This window comes from Tistlia consotensis USBA 355 (assembly GCF_900177295.1).
GTDB lineage: Bacteria > Pseudomonadota > Alphaproteobacteria > Kiloniellales > DSM-21159 > Tistlia > Tistlia consotensis.
This window is the reverse complement of the sequence record NZ_FWZX01000045.1, coordinates 24,617-42,438: the sequence shown is the minus strand read 5'-3', so window position 1 is coordinate 42,438 and position 17,822 is coordinate 24,617. Positions and strand designations below refer to the sequence as shown.

Below are 17,822 nucleotides of genomic sequence, written 5' to 3'. Positions count from 1 at the left end.
AGGAAGTCCAGGCGCTCCTCGCAGGCCCGCGCGATCTGCCGCGAGGAGTAGACGCCGCGGCTGTAGGCGTAGAGCAGCAGCGCTACCATCATCGCCGGATGATAGGGCGGATAGCCCCGCAGCTCCCGCTCGTACGGCCCCAGCACCGCCGACAGGTCCAGCTCGCCGCGCACGATCTCCCGCACCAGGTGCGCCGGATGGTCCGCGGCAACGAAGTCGTGCACCGACGGCGGCAACAGCCACCGCTGGTCCACCTCCCAAGCCCGATAGGTCTTGCCCATGAACCGGAGTGAATCACGACCACTGCCGAGCGTCGAGACAAAGGCGCTTACTCGGACAAGCTCCTAGCAGCGCCATCGAGCCGAAGCTCCAGCCGGCGGCGATCTCGACGACCATGGTCAGCACGGTGACCAGCGCGACGATCAGCGTCGGGCGCTCGCCGGGCCTGCGACGGTCCTGGCCGAAGGTGTGGTCGTGCGTCCAGCGCTCGAGGCTCTCGGTGTGCATGGCGGCTCTCTTGATCTCCTCGCTTGCAGCGTGGAGCTTCGCATGGAAACCATCGGCTGAACGAGTTCCAGGTGCCAATTGGCCGGATGTTGCATGAATGCGGAAGCACCACCCCCGCTGACCGCACCCGGGTCTTCAAGCCGTTCGCGATGTTGGAGGTGGAGCCGTGTTCGCGCGGCCACCTGAGCCGAAAGGTACTCCACTGATAAGAGGGTCTCAGACCACTAGATGTTGCGTCAAGCCGGTTCATTCTATCTGTATAATGAAATTCAAGGAGCTGATATCGTTGAGAGGTCGGTTCTACTGATCAAGGGAATCCGACACATGGAGAGCGATCTGCCCGCCGAGCTCGTCGAGCTGGTGCCAGAGGTCCGCGAGGAGGCCGTGCTGGCGCTGCTCAGCCCGGCCGAGCTGGAGACGCTGCGCCACCTGGTGCGCAGCTCCGTGCCGCACAACACCAAGAAGGCCTACGGCAAGGACCTGGTCTACCTGGAGGCCTGGGCGCGCGCCGCGACCGGCGAGGCGCTGCCCTGGCCGCCGCCGGCCGGCCTCCTGGTCAAGTTCGTGCTGCACCACCTCTTCGATCCCGTGGAGCGCGCCCGGGAACCCGGGCACGGCATGCCGGCCGAGGTCGAGGGCGAGCTGCGCGCCCGCGGCGCACTGCGCGCCCTGCCGCACCGGCCGGCCACGGTCGAGCGCCGGCTCGCGGCCTGGAAGTACCTGACCGGTCTCCGCGGCCTGCCGGTCGAGGCCTTCGCCGAGGAGGCCCTGCGCCGGACACTGCGGGCCGGCCGGCGTGCCGATCCCCGCCCGAAGCGCAAGAAGTCTGCACGCGCCGTCGACCGCGAGCTGCTCGAGCGGCTGACCGCCACCTGCAGCCCCTACAGCCTGCGCGGCGCCCGCGATCGTGCGCTGCTGGAGCTCGCCTGGGCCTCGGGCGGCCGCCGGCGCAGCGAGGTGGCGCGCCTCGCGGTCGAGGACCTCGAGACGCTGCCCGACCAGGAGGTCCGGGACGGGCAGGGCAGGGGGCAGCAACTGACGGCCCTGCGCGTGCACCTCGGCCGCACCAAGACGACGATCGCCGCCGAGGACGCCGGCGTCCTGGTCGTCGGCCGGCCGGCCGACTCCCTCGAGGCCTGGCTGCGGCTCGCCGGCATCGAGGGCGGGCCGATCTTCCGCTCGATCGACCGCCAGGGCCGCCTCGGCGAGCGCGCGCTCACCCCGGAGACCGTCAACCGCATCCTCAAGGCCCGGGCCCAGGCCGCCGGCCTCGACCCCGCGGAGATCTCCGCCCACGGCCTCAGGAGCGGCTACCTGACCCAGGCCTGCCACGACAACGTGCCGCTCGCCGCCGCCATGGCCCAGTCGAAGCACCGCTCGGTCAAGACCGCGATCGGCTACTACGACCAGGCCGCCGTCGCCGGCAGCCGGGCGGCGAGACTGCTGGAATAGGGTCGCTCGCGATCAGGATCGCTCGCTGGGAGAGCCCATTGCACGAGCGCACCCGCCGCTCGAGCCGATGCAGCTCACGGCAACGGAGTCTCCACCCAGTCCGACACCTCGTAGTCATAGCGCCAGCCGACAGAGGCAACCATCCCGCTCAAGCGTGTGATCAGCAACGGCAGTCCCCGCGTAACGAGCTCCTCTCCTGCCTCCTTGGCGTCCTGAACCGTCTCAAAAGGCGGTCGGCGAGGTTGGCCGTCCTCCTCCAAGAGGAACCAAATCTTCGTCATGAGACGCCTCCTTCTACAGCGTGACCATGCCGCGCTCTTGCGCGGCCGAACTCCCGTCTGGAGAAGGTCTCCGCGCGTCGCAACGCCGGAATCGCCGAGCTGCGAAGTCGAGGCGCCTGCTCTTCCTCAGAGCTTGTCCGCCTCACCAGCGATGCGAGCCTGGTAGTTGATGTTCAGGATCGCCGGCGTCCCCTCAACCCCGAGCAGTACCATGCTGACGTTCGTGCGTCCGGAGAGGAAGTCGGCGGAAGCGCTGGAAGACAGCTGCCCGGTTTCGACCTTCTGAGTAAGTTCCTTCCCGTACTTGGCGCGCAGCAACACGACGAGGTCGTCGAAGACGCCCTTCATCAGCTGGAACGGACGCCTCTGGTCCGCGCTCAGCGTCACCTGCTTGAGCTTGCCCTTCGTAAAGTAGAAGTGCGCGGTGTAGCTGTGCCCGGAGATCGTGATGCCCGAAAGGCGCAGCAATTCGCTCGTGCCTCCGGCGAGCGTGCCAGGGTCCTCAGGCCGCAGCGCCTTCGGCACCGCTTTCCGGACCTGGGCCTCCGTCATACCGAAGCTGGTCCCACCCCACAGACCTACCGAGCCTGCAGCTTCGCTTCGCTGCGGCAGGATCATCATCGCGATCAACAGCACGCCGGCGAGCGTGACTAGGCGGCCGATCGGCACTATGGAAGTCTCCCCCAACGTTCGTCGTCACTCTACTACGACCCATTGGCAGCCGGGGAGGGGCTTCCTAAACTGCCGGTAGTGGGGGAGGTCGCCTTGGCGGACGACACCGAGCAGTCGGAGAGAGCAGGGGGGCAGGCGCTGAAGCCGGCCGCCGAGAACCCCTGGTATGTCCTTGCGACGATCTGGGGGCCGTTTGACACGCGCGAGCCGCATCTTCTCGACCGAAACCGGGTGGCCTGGAACCGCTGGATGGCGCCGGCGGTCGATGCCGTACTCGCTGAGAAGTTGCTCGCACGAGGTTTCAGCCGTGAGCACCTTGCCCCCTTGGAGGACGTCGAGCGCCTAGAACTCCAGCGAGAGGCCGGTCGCCGCGGCGTATCACTGCCCGAACCCGGTTCGCCAGGTGATCCGACTCCGGTTATCATGTCGGGCTGCCACTTCGATGGTCCTGTTGTCGCTGATGGCTTCGTCTTTCCTGGACGCGCCGAGATCTCACATAGCTATTTCGCGGATTTTGCATCCTTCTCCAATGGCTTCTTTGCCGACACGGTCGTTTTTGCGGATTCTTGTTTTGGGCAAGAGGGCGTCTTCACTGGCACTTACTTCAACAGTGTGGACTTTCGCGCCTGTCGGTTCGAGAAAGTGGCCGACTTCCAGAAAGCTCGCTTTCGGTGGTGTCGGTTCGAAGGTGCGAACTTTGGACGGGACACGGACTTCGTGGGTGCATACTTCGTCAAGAGGGCGCGTTTCAACAGGACGCGCTTTGCCGGCGATGCTCGTTTTGGTGACTGCTGTTTCGAAGGACGCGCGGAATTCCCGGAGGCTTCGTTCGGGAAGCTTGCAGGGTTTCGTGGGTGCCTGTTCGAAGGGCCGACGACATTTTCTGAAGCCTGCTTCCGCGGTCGCATTGACTTTGGACAACAGAAGTTCGAGGCCGCGACCAACTTCGAAAAGACAACGTTTCGCACGACACCAAATTTCCGTGACCGGGCTTTCCCACATGCGATCAGCTGGCGCCATGTCTCGTGGCCGACCCCACCGCACGGCAGCGATCAAGCCGCCGAAGCGGAAGAGCGCTATGCGGCCCTGCGCTACGCCATGGAACAGACCGGACGATACGAGCACGCCCGGGACTTCCTGGCGCTCGAACTCGATTGCCGGCGGGTGCATGCACCCTGGCCGACGAAGCTGGCGATCGCCGCCTATCAGGCCCTGTCGGACGTCGGGCGCAGCGTGGCGCGGCCGCTCGGCGCCTGGGCGATCGCGCTTTTCGTAAGCTTCGCCCTCCATCTTGGCGCCTTTGCTTGGCCTTCGTGGCCGACGTCATCACTGCTCACCGAGACGACGAAGCTCGCCCTCGCCAGCGCCGTCGTGGTCGGCTCGCCGATCTTCGATCCCCTGCGCCTCGAGCGCATCGAGCACCGCCTGGCGATCGCCGCCGGCCGCTGCCCGGAGCGCAGCGAGACCGGCAGCTGCCTGCTGCCGATCCCCTTCGCCCTCCAGCTCCTCGAGCTGCTGCAGGCCGCCTTCTCGGCGCTCTGCCTCTTCCTCGCCGGCCTCGGACTGCGCAATTGGCTGAGGATCCGATGAGCGGAAGGCCCTTCGCCGGCCGGGATGGCCCCGATCCGGAAACGCTTGAGCGCATCGGGCCGCTCTGGGCCGAGCTGCACGGCGGGCTGTGGCACACAACCCATCCCGAGCGCTTCCTCGGGATCCTCGAGAAGGGCGCCATCCAGGTCGAGCCTGAGCTGCCGGACCCCGAGCGCTTCGGCACCCTCAATGGGCGCAAGAACTGGCCCTTTGTCCGCTTCATCGGCGGGGTCAGCCTGTTCGACTTCCACCGCTTCGATCCGGCCGTCTACGATGAGATCTGCCCTGGTCGCAACTGGCAGACCTTCGTTCCCTACCGCAGCGAGTGGGACTGGCACGGCGCAATCTGGCTCGAGATCGACCGGACCCGCCTCAGAGCTTCGGCCTTCCTTTCCGCAGAGGAGGTCCGGTATCGCTGGTTCAATGGCGGCGACCTCGCACATAGGCTCATCGCCTGGGTAGAGGCGGCCCATATCGGAGACCTGCCACTCAGCGCCTGCCGGCGCGCCCTCTTCGTGCATCCCGACGGTTCGGAGCTGCATGCCCTGTTCGAGGAGATCCCGCTAGAGCCCTTCGACCACGACGCCTACGAACTCCGCCTCGTCGAATGGCGCCGCTCCGTCGAGCGGCTGCTTGAGCACAACGCCGAGGGGGGAGACGGGTCGCTGGCCGCCCAGGTAGGGGCTTGGCACTCCCGGAGGGACTTGCAGGCCTTTCGCGAGAAGTACCGAACCTCGGGCAAACGATGACTGATCGACGATGAAGGGCGTCTTCGACACGCGCGAGGGGTCCGGCTACGACGACGACCGGGCTCGGCGCTACCACTTCCCCTCGCGCTATCGCAGCGCAGTCGAGCAGCTCGTCGGACGATGGATCCTCTACCGCGAGCCGCGGCGCGAGGGCGGCCGCCAGGGCTACGTCGCGGCAGCTCGCGTGCGGGGCATCGTCGAGGATCCGAAGCGACCCGGCCATGCCTACGCGCTCATGGGCGACTACCTGCCCTTCGATCGCCCGGTGCCCATGGCCGATGCGACTGGCCGCTACCGCGAGGCGCGCCTGCGGGCACTCGAAAGCCGCCGCCTGGCCGGCCAGGCCTTGCAGGGCAGGGCCGTCCGATCCCTCTCAGACGAGGACTTCGCGGCGATCGCGCGAGAGGGACTCGGAGAGGTCCTGTCCTCGGAGAACGCTCGCCGGCTCGACCTCGACGTGACCGCAGATGCGGAGGCCCTCGCCCTCCTGGGTGCCCCTCCCGCCGAGCAGGAGCGGCGGATCGAGCAGATCCTGCTCAACCGTCCGATCCGCGACGCGCGCTTCCGCCAACAGGTGCGCCTCGCCTACGACTTCACCTGCGCCGTCACCGGCCTGCGCATCTTCAACGGGGGTGGCCGGCCGGAGGTCCAGGCGGCACACATCCTGCCTGTGGCGGAAGGCGGGCCGGACGTCGTGCAGAACGGTGTCGCGCTCTCGGGCACGGTGCACTGGCTCTTCGATCGGCATCTGATCTCGCTGACGGACGACCACCGCCTCCTGGTGGCGCACAACCGAGTCCCGGGCGAGCTCCAGAGCCTCTTCGGCCGTCAGGGCGAGAAGATCCGCTTGCCGGCCGACCCGGCCCTGCATCCGCAGCCCCGATACCTCGCTCGCCACCGCGAGCGCTTCGTGGGCAGCTGAGGCCAGGCCGGAACTTTGCAGGAACACTGCGCGCGCCGGCCGCGCCTGATAGAGTCGGCCCCATCGTCGATTGTCGATCGTTTCGGAAACCTGCCATGCCCGCCGACCTCGTCTTCCCGCTCGCTGCGGCTCTCGCCGGCGCCCTCGTCGCCGGCCTCGTCGTGCTGCTGCTGGCTCGCCGCCTGCTGGGCGCCGGTGCCGGCGCCGAACGCGAGCGCCTGCAGGCTGCCGAGGCCGAGCTGGCGGAGCAGCGGGCGGCACGCGCGGAGCTGGAGCGCCAGCTCGCCGAAGAGGGACGGCGGCTCGCCGGGCTCGAGGTGACCGCCGCCCGCGTCCCGGAGTTGGAGCGCCAGCTTACGGAGCGCGCCACGGTCCTCGAGAGCACCCGCGAGCAGAGAGCGGACGTCGAGCGCGACTTGGCGACCGCCCGCAGCGCGTTGCAGGAGCGCGGCGAGCAGGCCGAGGAGCTGCGCCGGGCGCAGGGCGAGCTCAAGGCGGCCCTGGAGGCGGCGCGGGCCACCGCCGGCGAGCAGGCCTCCAGGATCGCCGCCCTCCAGGAGACCCTCGACCAGGAGCGCCGGCAGTCGGCCGAGAAGCTGAAGCTGCTCGCCGACACGCGGGAGACCATGACCAAGGAGTTCAAGCTGCTCGCCGACGAGGTCATGAAGACCCATGGCACGAGCTTCGCGCAGCAGAACAAGGACCAGGTCGAGGGCCTCCTGAAGCCGCTGCGTGACCGCCTTCAGGAGTTCCAGCAGGGCCTGCAGAGCGCGCACACCGAAAGCGCCAAGGAGCGGGCGACTCTCGCGGAGCAGATCAAGCAGCTTTCCGACCACAGCGCCCGCATGAGCAGCGAGACCCAGAACCTGACGCGCGCGCTCAAGGGCAAGGCGCAGACCCAGGGCGCCTGGGGCGAGATGATCCTTTCGACCATCCTGGAGCGATCCGGCCTGCGCGAGGGCGAGGAGTACACGACCCAGGACAGCCACACGACCGAGGAAGGGCAGCGCGTGCGCTCCGACGTGCTGGTCAACCTGCCGGGCGGCCAGAGGATCGTAATCGACTCGAAGGTCTCTCTCACCGCCTTCGAGGAGTGCGTCAACGCCGAGGAGGAGACCGGCCGCGCGGCCGCCGCGCTACGGCACGTGACCTCGATGCGCGGCCACATCCGCACGCTCGGTTCCAAGGACTATCACCTCGCCGCCGGCAGCGAGCTCGACTACGTCATCATGTTCGTGCCGATCGAGGGCGCGCTCGCGATCGCGCTCGAGCAGGACCCGGCGCTGACCGCCTTCGCCGCCGACAGCAACGTCGCGATCGCCACGCCCACGACCCTCATGGTGGCGCTGCGGACCGTCGCCAATGTCTGGCAGGTCGAGCGGCGCAACCGCAACGCCGAGCAGATTGCCTCGCGCGCCGGCCGGCTCTACGACAAGTTCGTCGGCTTCGCGAAGGACATGGAGAGCCTGGGCACCCGGCTCGACGGCGCGCGCCAGTGCTACGACCAGGCCATGGGCAAGCTCTCGACCGGCAACGGCAACCTGGTGCGCCAAGTCGAGCAGCTGAAGCAGCTCGGCGCCAAGGCGAGCAAGGCGCTGCCGGCGACGCTCAAGGAAGAGGCCGCTGCGGACGACGAAGGGGGCACGGAGGATGAGGGAGAGGCGCAGCGGTCGGACATCGGCCAACTGCTCGTTGACCCAGACGCTAGTGAAAGGCATGACCAGGAGGACGTTTCGTAGAATTGTCGGATAGCTCCACCGAAAGCGCATCCGCTGGTGTCACTGCTCTGGAGAAGGGCATGAATGAGGACGAACTGGAAATTTCCGACGAGGCGTCGGCCCTCGGTCACATTCTCAGATGGTCCGTCGATCAGCCGGCATGGCAACGTGACGCTCTGCACCGGCTCGCCCTACAAACTGCACTCGACTCCGCCGACCTATCTGAACTCGTCGCAATCTGCAAAGGGTCCAATGCAGGCGTACCATTAGATACCAGCCATATCCGCGATCCAGGTGCTGGCCACGCCGACGTGACTTTGGGCGCTCTTTACAACCTGTCGCACGTCAACGCCTTGGCGCCCGGCGAGCGTCTGTCGTTTGCTAGGAATGGCCTGACCGTTGTGTACGGTGACAATGGCGCAGGCAAGTCTGGCTATGTGCGCGTGCTCAAACAGGTTTGCCGCGCAAGGTCGCCAAAGGGCGATACTGTCCTACCGAACATTTATGATTCGGCGGCGGGGATACCAAGCGCCAGTGTCGACTTCTTTATTGGTGGGCAGAAGCGAAGCGCACAATGGAGACGCGGTGACACTAGGCCGTAAACTCATAAAGGGGTAGCGCGGCTCGGGGCTCGGATGATTCAAGCTCCTCGAGGAGGAGCCGCCATGAGCCAACGCCGCTACGAGATGACCGACTTCGAGTGGTCGATCATCCAGCCGCTGCTGCCGAACAAGCCGCGGGGAGTGCCGCGGGCCGACGACCGCAAGGTCTTGAACGGGATCTACTGGCGCTTGCGCACGGGCAGCCCCTGGGCGGACATCCCGGAGCGCTACGGCCCGTCGACGACCTGCTACAACCGCTTCGTGCGCTGGCAGAAGCTGGGCGTCTGGGACCGGATCTTCGAGGCGATCACCGCCGCCTATGACGGCGACCTGCAGATGATCGACAGTTCCTCGATCCGCGTTCACCAGCATGGGGCGAACGCAAAAAAGGGGGTCCGCAGGCCGCCGCCGGGGACCAGCCTGACGCCCGATGCATGGGGCGCTCGCGGGGCGGGCTGACGACCAAGATCCACGCGCTGGTCGATGCGGAAGGCCGGCCCGTCGCCCTGAAGCTCACCCCTGGCCAGGCCCACGACGGCAAGAGCGCCGCCGACATGCTGGACGGGCTGGGCGAGGATCAGATCCTGCTCGCCGACCGGGCCTACGACTCCAACGCGCTGCGTCAGACCATGGACAAGCGCGGAGCCTGGGCCTGCATCAAGCCGATGCCGGGCCGCAAGGATCCGCCCGCCTTCAGCCCGTTCCTCTATCGCTACAGAAACCACGTCGAGCGCTTCTTCAACAGACTCAAGCACTACCGCGCCATTGCCACGCGCTTCGAGAAGCTCGCCGACAACTACCTCGCCCTCGTCAAGCTCGCCGCCATCAGAATCTGGCTGCGCTCTTATGAGTCCGTGTCCTAGTGAAGCCGCGCTGTCCGCGGTCAGCGTATTCGACTCCGGGACAGCCAACATTCATGTCGAAAGCACCAATGAACTAGCCTACACGCCCTTGCCGCTCAGCATCCTCGCGAATTTAGCCCAGGCTTGTCAGGACGTGAAAGCACGCCTCACTGCGGAAATCAACGCGATCGAGGCACAGACCCCCGCAGTCTTGGCCAAGCCCGAATGCAAGCCGAACACGGCCGTTGGCAAGCTCATCGCGCTGCTCTCAGAGAAGACGTTGCCAGAGAAAGTGGAAAAACTCGCGGGGCTGAATAAATCCGAGGAGGAGCGACTTCGGACACTCACTTCGGACCTTGCTGCCGACCCCATCCGCCTAGCCAGACAACTGAAGCTCCAGGTCGCGCACCTTAAAGCCGCAATCGTCCGTCTCGAGCAATTGTCGGTCGTTACGACTGAAGAGACCCAGGTCATGTTAGGCGAGGCGCACAAACGCCTCACTGTCGCGAAGGCCGCTGCGGCGGCCGCTTCTGCCAACCTATTCTCGGGGGAACCACTTCCCGACATAGGCTCAGACGTTTGGAAGGCGCTATGGCAAGCCGCACGAACCTATTCGATTGAGGTCGCCTACCCTACCCGCACGTTCCCAGTCACGGGCCCTGAAGCCCGCTGCGTACTTTGCCAGCAGCCTTTGAGCGAAGAGGCATCGAGGCGACTCGGCAGCTTTGAGGAGTTCGTCAAGAACGAAAGCGAACGCCAAGAGCAGGAAGCTACAGAAGCCTACAACGATGCGCTCGAAAGCGTTCGTTCGAAGGCTTTCCCACTGAAAGATCTTCCAGCTTTCATTGCAATGCTACGCGACGGGCTCGGGCGCGAGGAGTTGGCGGCTGCGATTCGGCGAGAAGTCCTACTCTTGAACTTTCGGTTGCGGAACATTATTCGAAATCATCAGCTTGCGCCAGCACCCGGCCTGGCGGCTGCTGTTCTGCCATCCACGGACGCTTTACGCATCCTCCTCGCCGAAATCGAAAATCGCGCGGCGGTCCTGGAATCTGAAGCCGACTCACCGGCACGCGCCGCACTGATTGGCGAACGGGACGAATTGACTGATCGCAGGTGGCTGGGATTGATACTTGATGACGTGCTCGCCCAGATCAACCGGTTGAGGAAGATCGCGGAAATTCGGAAGGCGAGCAAAGCCACCACCACAAATAAAATTACGACTGAGAGCGCGCGTGTTGCCGAAGCACTTGTCACAAACCGGCTCCGCAGCCGGTTTGCGATCGAGGTAGACAAATTGGGTATTGCAGGCCTAGCAATCGAGCTGCAGCAGACGAGAACTTCTGCTGGCGTTCCCTTCTTCCAAGTGCGTTTCATCAACAAGCCCGCCGAGCCGATTGGTAAGATCTTGAGCGAGGGGGAACACCGTTGCGTTGCGCTTGCCGCCTTCCTCGCCGAACTATCGACTGTCGATGCGCAATCAGGAATAGTCTTTGACGATCCTGTCTCATCGCTCGATCACCTACACCGCGACAAGGTTGCTTCGCGCTTGGCTGAGGCCAGTCGCGCACGGCAGGTGATCGTCTTCACTCACGACATAGCGTTCCTTCTTCTCCTCGACGAAGCCCACCGCAGCGCAAAGGGCGGCCCCGTGGCGCCTGTCGCTTATCGGCTCATCAGCCGCGGAGCTGACAACGCCGGCTATTGCCACTCTGATCCACCGTCCACCGTCATGCCACTCGACAAAGTGATTGACGGGATGAGGAAACACCTCACGAATGTCCGGATCCACTCCGATCGTGGAGATCAAGAAAAGTGGCACAGAGAGGTCAAGTCGTTTCAGGAGCAGCTGCGGTCAGCTTGGGAAAGGGCGGCCGAAGAGGTAGTTGGACCGGTAGTCCGTCGGCTCCAACGAAAGGTGGATACTACAGGATTGATAAAACTTACGGTCCTCACGGAGTCCGACTGTCACAAGCTGAGAGATGCTTTTGGCCGCTGTTCTGGCTTGTTGCACAGTCAGCCGAGTGAGATAAATCCCAAACTTCCGACCCCAGATGACATCCAGAGAGAGATCGAGGGATTGGATCAATGGCTCGCCGATATACGCGCGCGGCAGGAGAAGGCTACGTGAGCAGCAGCGCAAGCAAAGAGAAGTCGCGAGCGAGGAAGTTGCGCTTTGGGATCTGAACCTCTCTTGTATAACCTGACGCCGCCTCCTCAAGGTCTTAGAATCTCTGAAAGGACCCTTCCATGGCCGCACCGAACCTCGAGAAGATGAGCGTAACCGAGCTCCGGGACCTGATCGCCCGCGCCGAGGGCGCGATCGCGAAGAAGGCTAAGGAGGAGCGCAAGTCGGCCCTCGAGGAGGCCCGCAAGGCGGCCGGGAAACACGGCTTCACGCTCGAGGAGCTGCTCGCCGAGGCGCCGAAGAAGCGCGGCAGGAGCGGGGGCAGCCGGCAGCTCAAGCCGAAGTTCCGCCACCCGGAGAACCCCGAGACGACCTGGAGCGGGGTCGGCCGGCGGCCGCGCTGGATCGTCGAAGCCGAGGAAGCGGGCAGCCTCGAGCAGCTGCGCATTCCCGAGTGAACGGCGCGCGATAGCCCTTAGGATCCGAAGGTGAAGGTGAACTTGTCGTCGCCGAGGTGACCGGTTCCGGTCCCCCGATGCCCCGTGGAGACGAAGGTGAAGGGTCCGCTGCGACCGTCATCGCAGTTGAAGACGCCTTCGCCCTTGCGGGGCGTCGTGTAGACGAAGGTCCCGCTGCAGAGAGTGCCCGAGCTCGTGGTGACCGTGAGATCTCCGCTCCGGTCCATGTAGCCCGTGGCCGTCCCCGTGAAGGTCTCCTTGCCGCTCTCGAGCTGGCCCTTCACGGGCAGCGTGAGACTGCAGGCTGCCAGCAGCACCAGAGCTGATGCCATGGCAGCCGCGGCTGCCGCGGCGCGGAAGCCCACCCGTCGATTGCGGTCCATCTTCAGCCCCCCAGCCGATTTCCCCTACCGCTGCGATCCCGGGCAGGGCCACAGCCGGCACAGGGTCGCATCCTCCGCCGCGACCGTCCAGGACCCGGCGGCGCCCCTGCGACGCGACTACCGCCCGGCCGACGACGTCCTGGCGAGCTGGCCGCCAACTTGCCAGGCCACAGTCGAGGCGCGCGCCTATTCCCCGACCCGGGCCGCAGCACCCGTCTGGCTCGGCGAGCGGTCCCTCGGCAGGATCGCCGGCGCGAGCGCCGCGCTCGCGGCGACCGCCAGCAACGCCGCCTGGTAGCCGCCGCCCAGCTGCAGGACCTCGGCGAAGACCAGCGGCCCGGCCAGGAAGCCGGCGAACGCCCCCGTCGCGGCGACGCCGGCGGCCTCCGCCACCCGGCCCGGCGGCGCCGCCTCGGTCGCCTCGACGGTCAGGATCCCGTTCCAGCTGCCGACGACCAGGCCCAGGGCGATGACCGCCGCCGCGACCAGGGGCAGCGCCGCGCCCGCCGGCAGGATCGCGAGTCCGACCAGGCCGCCGGCGGACGCCAGGCCGATCAGCGACAGCATCCAGCTCCGCAGGCCCGGGCGGTCGGCGAGCCACCCGGTGGCGATGCGGCCCGGGATCCCCGCCAGGTGGAACAGCGAATAGAGGCCGCCTGCGACGAGCGGCGACAGGCCGAGGCCCTCGACCAGGTAGACGACCAGAAAGGCATAGACGCTGCCCTGGGCGACGGCGAGAAGGGCGCCGGCGGCGAGCAGACGGCCGATCCGCCGTTGCGCTGCCAGGCCGCCGAGCGCGCGCAGGTCGAGCCATGGCGGCGTGCCGCCCGGGCCCGCGCCGGCCGGGTCGGGCCCGGATTCCGATCCCGCGGCAGGCCGCACGCGCAGCAGCAGCGCGACCGCCAGGCACAGGCCCGAGGTCGCCAGCAGCGCCGCCTGCCATCCCCAGCGCGCCGCGATCGCGGGCAGGCAGAGACCGGCGAGCGTGGCGCCGACCGGCATGCCGACCTGCTTCAGCGAGAAGGCCAAGCGCCGGCGACGCTCCGGCACGGCGTCGTGGAGCAGGACCGCGCCCGCCGGCCCGTTGACGCCGAAGCCCAGGCCGACGACGAGCCCGGCGGCGAGGATCAGCCAGGCGCTGCCGCTCAGCGCCGCGAGCAGGCCGGCCGCCGTGACGACGGCGCCGGCGCGCAGGACGCGCGGCGCGCCGAAGCGATGCACCAGGCCGCTGCCCAGCAGGAAGAAGACGACGGCGCCGAGCGAGACGGCCGAGAAGAAGAGGCCCACGAGGGCAGGGCTCGCTCCGGTGCCGGCGGCGATGAAGGGGCCCAGCACCGGCACCGAGGCATCCGCCACGCTCGTGGCGGCCTGCACCGCGAAGGCGAACGCGAGCGGGGAATGCCAGGGCTTCATGCCGCGCCCTGCGCCGCCGGCTTGGTCGGCGCACCCGGCGAATGGCAGCGGAGCGGGCCGGTCGACGGCACGAGGCGCTCCCAGGGGCGCTCCCAGGCGAGGGGGATCCGGGCGAGGGGGACACGGCAGGGTTTCATATCGGCGCGGAAGCTACCCGCTTCGGATGATTCGTGCTAGCCTCGCTCTTGCCTGCCGGGCCCGGGACAGGGCCGCGCCGGATGGCGTCGCGGCAAGGGCAAAATTGGGGGACCCGAAGGATGATAGCTCGATCCGGGCTTCGCGGGCTGCTGCCCGCTGTCCTCACCCTGGCACTGGCGCTGGCGGCGGCACAAGCGCCGGCCCGGGCGGCCGACAGCCTGCGCATCGCGAGCTTCAACATCGAGAACCTCGGGCCTGCGAAACGGGACCGACCCCAGGTGCTCGCCTATCTGGCCCAGGTCATCAGGAAGTTCGACGTCGTGGCCGTCCAGGAGGTCTCCGACGTCAGCGGCAAGGCACCGGCGGCGCTGCTCTCGGCGATCAACGCCGGCGGCGGCCACTACCGGATGCTGCTGAGCGAGCGGACTGGCCGCCAGGCCGACGACAAGGCCTCCCAGGAGCAGTACGCCTTCTACCTCGACGACGACCGCGTCGAGGTCGTCGACGCCGGGGCGCACTTCGACGACAGCGCCGACGATCTCTTTCAGCGCGAACCCTTCACCGCGGTCCTCGCCCTCAAGGGAACGGACCTCCGCCTGGCCGTCACGACGATCCATACGGCGCCGACGCGCGCCGTCGCGGAGATCGGCGCGCTCGCCGTCGTCTACCGTGCCGTGCTGGCGCGCTATCCCGGGGTGGCGAGCCACCTGATCCTCGGCGACTTCAATGCCGGCTGCACCTACGCGACGCCGGCCAAGCTCGACGCGCTCGAGATCCGGCGGCCGCCCTTTCACTGGATCGTGCCCGACGCTGCCGACACGAACCTCAACCCGAACAAGGCCTGCGCCTACGACCGCATCGTCGCGGACAGCGCTCTCTTCCCGCGGTTCGAACGCTGGGGCATCGCCGACTGGTTCACGGACGACGGCATCTCCGACCACTGGCCGGTCTGGGTCGAGTTCGCCGCGGGCGCTCCCTGACGAGGCGGGAAGGGCTTAACTCGACAAAAATCTCAATCCGGCTAGCTAAAGTGGAGAAAAATCCCCTCTCGGGCGCTTCGAGCCACCCGAGCCGGAGGGAAGTTCGCGAAGGCCCGCGCCGGGCCGACGTCAGCGTTTGCGCGACGGTGCGCTCCGAGCGGCCGCGGCACGGCCCGAAGAGAGGGCGATCCCCCGTTCCCCTGCCACTTCACGCAGCGCGTTCTCTGCGAGCACCGCCGGCGCTGCCTCGGCGGCACTGATCCGGCCCTCCTTGAAGGCTCGGTAGTCGGCGTCGGCCTGCGGCAGCAGCGCCGCATGCAGATCCTTCAACGCCTGAGGAGCCAACCTCCGGGCGGCGAGGAGGATGCGCTCGCGCTCGGCTGACTGTGCATCGTCCTCCTCGAGCGGCCCAGTCGCCCACCAGCTCTCGGGCCTGGCCGGATCGAAGCGGCCCGACTGCCCGGCCGGCGCCGGCCGCTGCACCGGATCGATCGACCGGCGCGCCTCCCCAAGGAACTCTGTGACGATCGTCGGCGCGCGCTCCACGTAGGACTCGAAGCCGGGCAGGGGGCTGACCGCCTCGCCGACCACCCCGGGCCGCTCGCGAAGGACGGCGAGCCGTGCCTCCAGCCGTGGCAGCTGCGCTGCGGCTTCGCGGAGCAAGAGGGCCCGTGCCTCCGGGCAGTGCTCGAGCACGACGGCGAGATCGAACACGTCCCGCGCCATGAAGTTCTGCGCCCGCCAGGCGATCTTCTTCGCGACCACCTCGGCCGGATGGTCGACCAGCACCTCGCGCCCGTCGATCGATCGGGCCGCCGGAGGCAACGTCTCGAGCCGCCGCGGCGCAGCGATGAAGTCGATCTCGCCTGCAGGGTACTCGAGCCTGAGGCTGCGCGCGTCCTCGCGATACCGGTCCGTGGACGCGGCAGCGGCGTCGTTGATGCGAGGCGACAGTGCCGCGAGGAACTCGGGCCTATCGAGAAAGAGATCGACGTCGTGGCTGAGCCGATGGCCGAGCTGCAGGGCGATGGCCGTGCCGCCGCCGAGCGTCCAGTCTATCCCCTGGCCGCTGTCCTGCTGCGCCCGCTCGAGGATTTCCTCGGCGGTCTCAAGCAGCTGCAGCCAGCCAGGCTTCGAGTTCGCCATTGCGCACCGTGCCTCGATCGAGCTCGAGCAGCCTTGTATAGGCCCTCTTCAAGGTGGCCTCTCCGTCGGCATGCCGCTCGGCGAAGCTCGCCAGGTCGACGAGCGGCACTTCGGTCATGAGGATCTCGAGCGCCACCAGATGGTCAACGCTGCCGTCGAGCACGGCTGCGATCTCACCCAACGGGAGCCGCCGCGGCAAGGCGCAGTTGACCTTGTTGACGACGACCGCCTCGGCCGTCGTGAGCCTCTCGAAGGGGGGATCGCTGTACATGGTCTTCTGGCTCCTCGGAGCACAGCATAGCACGGCGCCGCCACGCCGGGCGCGCCTCTCACCAGAGCCTGATCCGGCCGCGTCGGGACGATGCGGCCGGTGAATCAGCCTCCGGTCACCGGGATGGGGGGCGATTCACCGATGAGGTCGCATCGACCTCATCGGACCGCACCCCAGAGATGGCGACGCAGGTCCGCGGCGACCAGGGCGTCGATCTCGCCGGCGGAGATGTAGACGAACATCTCGCCGGGCTCGAGGAACCCCGGCGCAGCCCTGTCCGCGTCGTCGAACAGCTCGGTATGGGCGAGGCCGGTATGCGCGGCATAGCCCTTGAGGTAGAGCCGGCGCGGCACGAAGCCGGTCAGCCATCCCAGATCGCTCCAGGAGGCGCGAATGACGACCATGCCGAGCTCGACCAGCTGCGCCCCGAGGCCCTTGCGCGACCTCAGAGCCGGGTGCAGCCAGCCTTCGCCGAAGTAGGCGACCGTGCCGCGCACGCGGTCGGCGCCGGGCGGCAGGGACAGGCGATCGAGGCGCTCGCCGCCCGGGAAGAAGCGATCGAACCAGCTCTGCCAGAGCACCGGCAGGGGGGAGGTCCCCAGCTCGTCCCGCCTGGCCGCGACGAGGAAGACGGTCGCCCCATCGGAATCGCACCCTTCGATCACCACGAGATGGTCCGGCAGCAGGTCGTTCCGTCCCGGGTCGAAGAACGGCGTCCAGACCTTGCCCGGCAGATCGCGGCCCCAGAGGCCGGCGAAACTGCGCCGTCGGCGGATCGTGATGCCGGCGGCACCGGCAGTTTCCAGTCGGCGCGTGACGAAACGCGCCGTGGCGAGAACGTCCACCCCGTCCGCCATGCGCCCGCCACGATCCTCCCGGCCAAGGCCTCCCTGCCCCGCGGGCGGTTAACCGTAACAGGCGGATTCGGATCAAGCAGTTGCGCGCAATTCGGGTGATCCGCAACCTGGAGCTGCAACCGGCCGGCGGGCCCGGTCGGCCCGGCCCTCGAGCGGCCGCCGCTACTCGGGCGCTCGGCCGCAATCGGCCGCGGCGGCGCTCCCGCCGCCGCCTGGGACGAGCAGGCCCGCAAGGTCGCGGATCAGCTTGAGCTCCTTTTCGCCCAGCGCCTTCAGGGCATGCAGGATAGCGCGCCGCAGCCTCGGATTCTCCGCGCTGCCGTCCTCGCGGAGGCCGAGGAGCGCGAGCTCGTCCTGCGTCCGGCTTTCCTGCTCGCCGTCGGGCTCGGCCAGGGCGGCGAGCTGTTCGACGGTCGTCCGGTAGAGCGGCGCGAGCTGGAGCGCGCGGTGGAGCGTCAGCCCGTTCACGCCGGTCTCGTACTTCTGGATCTGCTGATAGGAGATGCCGGCGGAAGCGGCGATCTGCATCTGGCTGACGCCGATCGCCAGCCGCCGTGCGCGGAGGTGACGGCCGACCCTTCCGTCGAAGGACCGCCGTTCCGCCGAGCGCGGCAGCTTGCCCGGCCCTTTCCTTCCGGGGCCGCCGGCGCCCTGGCGCGGCTCTTCGCCGGCGGCACCGACCTCACGAAACGCTGCTGCGGTTTCCATGCTTG

The 17,822-nt window shown here is 67.6% G+C and carries 20 protein-coding genes; 10 read left to right on the top strand and 10 right to left on the bottom strand.

What is annotated here, in order from left to right:
- Window positions 1–281, bottom strand: a 281-nt coding sequence (locus tag B9O00_RS30210) for a transposase (protein WP_143596411.1), incomplete at its 3' end; no start/stop codon positions are given.
- A gap of 13 nt (window positions 282–294) precedes the next feature.
- The gene (locus B9O00_RS30205; protein ID WP_085126851.1) at window positions 295–507 is read right to left on the bottom strand and encodes a hypothetical protein; all 213 of its coding nucleotides are present in this window, start codon (window positions 505–507) and stop codon (window positions 295–297) included.
- A 324-nt stretch (window positions 508–831) separates the two neighbouring features.
- Here B9O00_RS30205 and B9O00_RS30200 point away from each other — a divergent pair, with 324 nt between their 5' ends.
- The gene (locus B9O00_RS30200; RefSeq protein WP_159460377.1) at window positions 832–1,959 is read left to right on the top strand and encodes a tyrosine-type recombinase/integrase; all 1,128 of its coding nucleotides are present in this window, start codon (window positions 832–834) and stop codon (window positions 1,957–1,959) included.
- Between the two features lie 74 nt (window positions 1,960–2,033).
- On the opposite strand, the gene B9O00_RS30195 is transcribed toward B9O00_RS30200, so the two are convergent.
- Window positions 2,034–2,240, bottom strand: a complete 207-nt coding sequence (locus B9O00_RS30195; RefSeq protein WP_085126847.1) for a hypothetical protein — start codon at window positions 2,238–2,240, stop codon at window positions 2,034–2,036.
- 126 nt (window positions 2,241–2,366) lie between these two features.
- Window positions 2,367–2,909 carry a hypothetical protein gene (locus B9O00_RS30190; RefSeq protein ID WP_085126845.1) on the bottom strand — a complete coding sequence of 181 codons (543 nt, stop codon included), beginning with the start codon at window positions 2,907–2,909 and terminating at the stop codon, window positions 2,367–2,369.
- Window positions 2,910–3,005: 96 nt separating this feature from the next.
- On the opposite strand from B9O00_RS30190, the gene B9O00_RS30185 reads away from it, so the two are divergent.
- From B9O00_RS30185 to B9O00_RS30160, 8 genes are all read left to right on the top strand, one after another.
- Complete coding sequence (locus B9O00_RS30185; RefSeq protein ID WP_143596410.1) at window positions 3,006–4,502, top strand: pentapeptide repeat-containing protein; 1,497 nt, start codon at window positions 3,006–3,008, stop codon at window positions 4,500–4,502.
- The gene (locus B9O00_RS30180) at window positions 4,499–5,251 is read left to right on the top strand and encodes a hypothetical protein (protein WP_085126841.1); all 753 of its coding nucleotides are present in this window, start codon (window positions 4,499–4,501) and stop codon (window positions 5,249–5,251) included. The genes B9O00_RS30185 and B9O00_RS30180 overlap by 4 nt, the downstream gene beginning before the upstream one ends.
- 10 nt (window positions 5,252–5,261) lie before the next feature.
- Entirely contained in the window at window positions 5,262–6,173 is a 912-nt protein-coding gene (locus tag B9O00_RS30175; RefSeq protein WP_085126839.1) for an HNH endonuclease, read from the top strand.
- A 95-nt stretch (window positions 6,174–6,268) separates the two neighbouring features.
- Window positions 6,269–7,912: a DNA recombination protein RmuC gene (locus tag B9O00_RS30170; protein WP_085126837.1), complete on the top strand. Its 1,644-nt coding sequence runs from the start codon at window positions 6,269–6,271 to the stop codon at window positions 7,910–7,912.
- A gap of 59 nt (window positions 7,913–7,971) precedes the next feature.
- Window positions 7,972–8,493, top strand: a complete 522-nt coding sequence (locus tag B9O00_RS32840) for a hypothetical protein (protein ID WP_143596409.1) — start codon at window positions 7,972–7,974, stop codon at window positions 8,491–8,493.
- Between the two features lie 63 nt (window positions 8,494–8,556).
- Window positions 8,557–9,356, top strand: a protein-coding gene (locus tag B9O00_RS30165; protein ID WP_437123437.1) for an IS5 family transposase whose coding sequence is annotated in 2 segments (ribosomal slippage) — window positions 8,557–8,883 and window positions 8,886–9,356 — 798 coding nt in all. Because the reading frame shifts where the segments join, the coding sequence is not laid out codon by codon here.
- An 88-nt stretch (window positions 9,357–9,444) separates the two neighbouring features.
- Window positions 9,445–11,466, top strand: coding sequence for an AAA family ATPase (locus B9O00_RS32835; protein ID WP_200808715.1), 2,022 nt, complete (start codon window positions 9,445–9,447; stop codon window positions 11,464–11,466).
- A 119-nt stretch (window positions 11,467–11,585) separates the two neighbouring features.
- Window positions 11,586–11,921, top strand: a complete 336-nt coding sequence (locus tag B9O00_RS30160) for an H-NS histone family protein (protein ID WP_085126835.1) — start codon at window positions 11,586–11,588, stop codon at window positions 11,919–11,921.
- A gap of 17 nt (window positions 11,922–11,938) precedes the next feature.
- Here B9O00_RS30160 and B9O00_RS30155 read toward each other — a convergent pair whose 3' ends face one another.
- Both B9O00_RS30155 and B9O00_RS30150 read right to left on the bottom strand, forming a co-directional pair.
- Window positions 11,939–12,304 carry a hypothetical protein gene (locus B9O00_RS30155; RefSeq protein WP_085126833.1) on the bottom strand — a complete coding sequence of 122 codons (366 nt, stop codon included), beginning with the start codon at window positions 12,302–12,304 and terminating at the stop codon, window positions 11,939–11,941.
- Window positions 12,305–12,490: 186 nt separating this feature from the next.
- Window positions 12,491–13,717, bottom strand: coding sequence for an MFS transporter (locus B9O00_RS30150; protein ID WP_085126831.1), 1,227 nt, complete (start codon window positions 13,715–13,717; stop codon window positions 12,491–12,493).
- 257 nt (window positions 13,718–13,974) lie between these two features.
- On the opposite strand from B9O00_RS30150, the gene B9O00_RS30145 reads away from it, so the two are divergent.
- Complete coding sequence (locus tag B9O00_RS30145) at window positions 13,975–14,835, top strand: endonuclease/exonuclease/phosphatase family protein (RefSeq protein WP_159460376.1); 861 nt, start codon at window positions 13,975–13,977, stop codon at window positions 14,833–14,835.
- Between the two features lie 129 nt (window positions 14,836–14,964).
- Here the strand turns inward: B9O00_RS30145 and B9O00_RS30140 are convergent, their stop codons facing one another.
- The 4 genes from B9O00_RS30140 to B9O00_RS30125 all read right to left on the bottom strand — a co-directional run bounded on the left by B9O00_RS30140 (window position 14,965) and on the right by B9O00_RS30125 (window position 17,817).
- Window positions 14,965–15,981, bottom strand: coding sequence for a nucleotidyl transferase AbiEii/AbiGii toxin family protein (locus B9O00_RS30140; RefSeq protein WP_085126827.1), 1,017 nt, complete (start codon window positions 15,979–15,981; stop codon window positions 14,965–14,967).
- Window positions 15,944–16,252 (bottom strand): hypothetical protein, encoded by a 309-nt coding sequence (locus tag B9O00_RS30135; protein ID WP_085126825.1) that lies wholly within the window; start codon window positions 16,250–16,252, stop codon window positions 15,944–15,946. The genes B9O00_RS30140 and B9O00_RS30135 overlap by 38 nt, the downstream gene beginning before the upstream one ends.
- Before the next feature lie 158 nt (window positions 16,253–16,410).
- On the bottom strand, window positions 16,411–17,109 hold the full coding sequence (locus B9O00_RS30130; protein WP_085126823.1) for a hypothetical protein: 699 nt from the start codon (window positions 17,107–17,109) through the stop codon (window positions 16,411–16,413).
- Window positions 17,110–17,271: 162 nt separating this feature from the next.
- Complete coding sequence (locus B9O00_RS30125) at window positions 17,272–17,817, bottom strand: helix-turn-helix domain-containing protein (RefSeq protein WP_085126821.1); 546 nt, start codon at window positions 17,815–17,817, stop codon at window positions 17,272–17,274.
- Window positions 17,818–17,822: the final 5 nt, after the last annotated feature.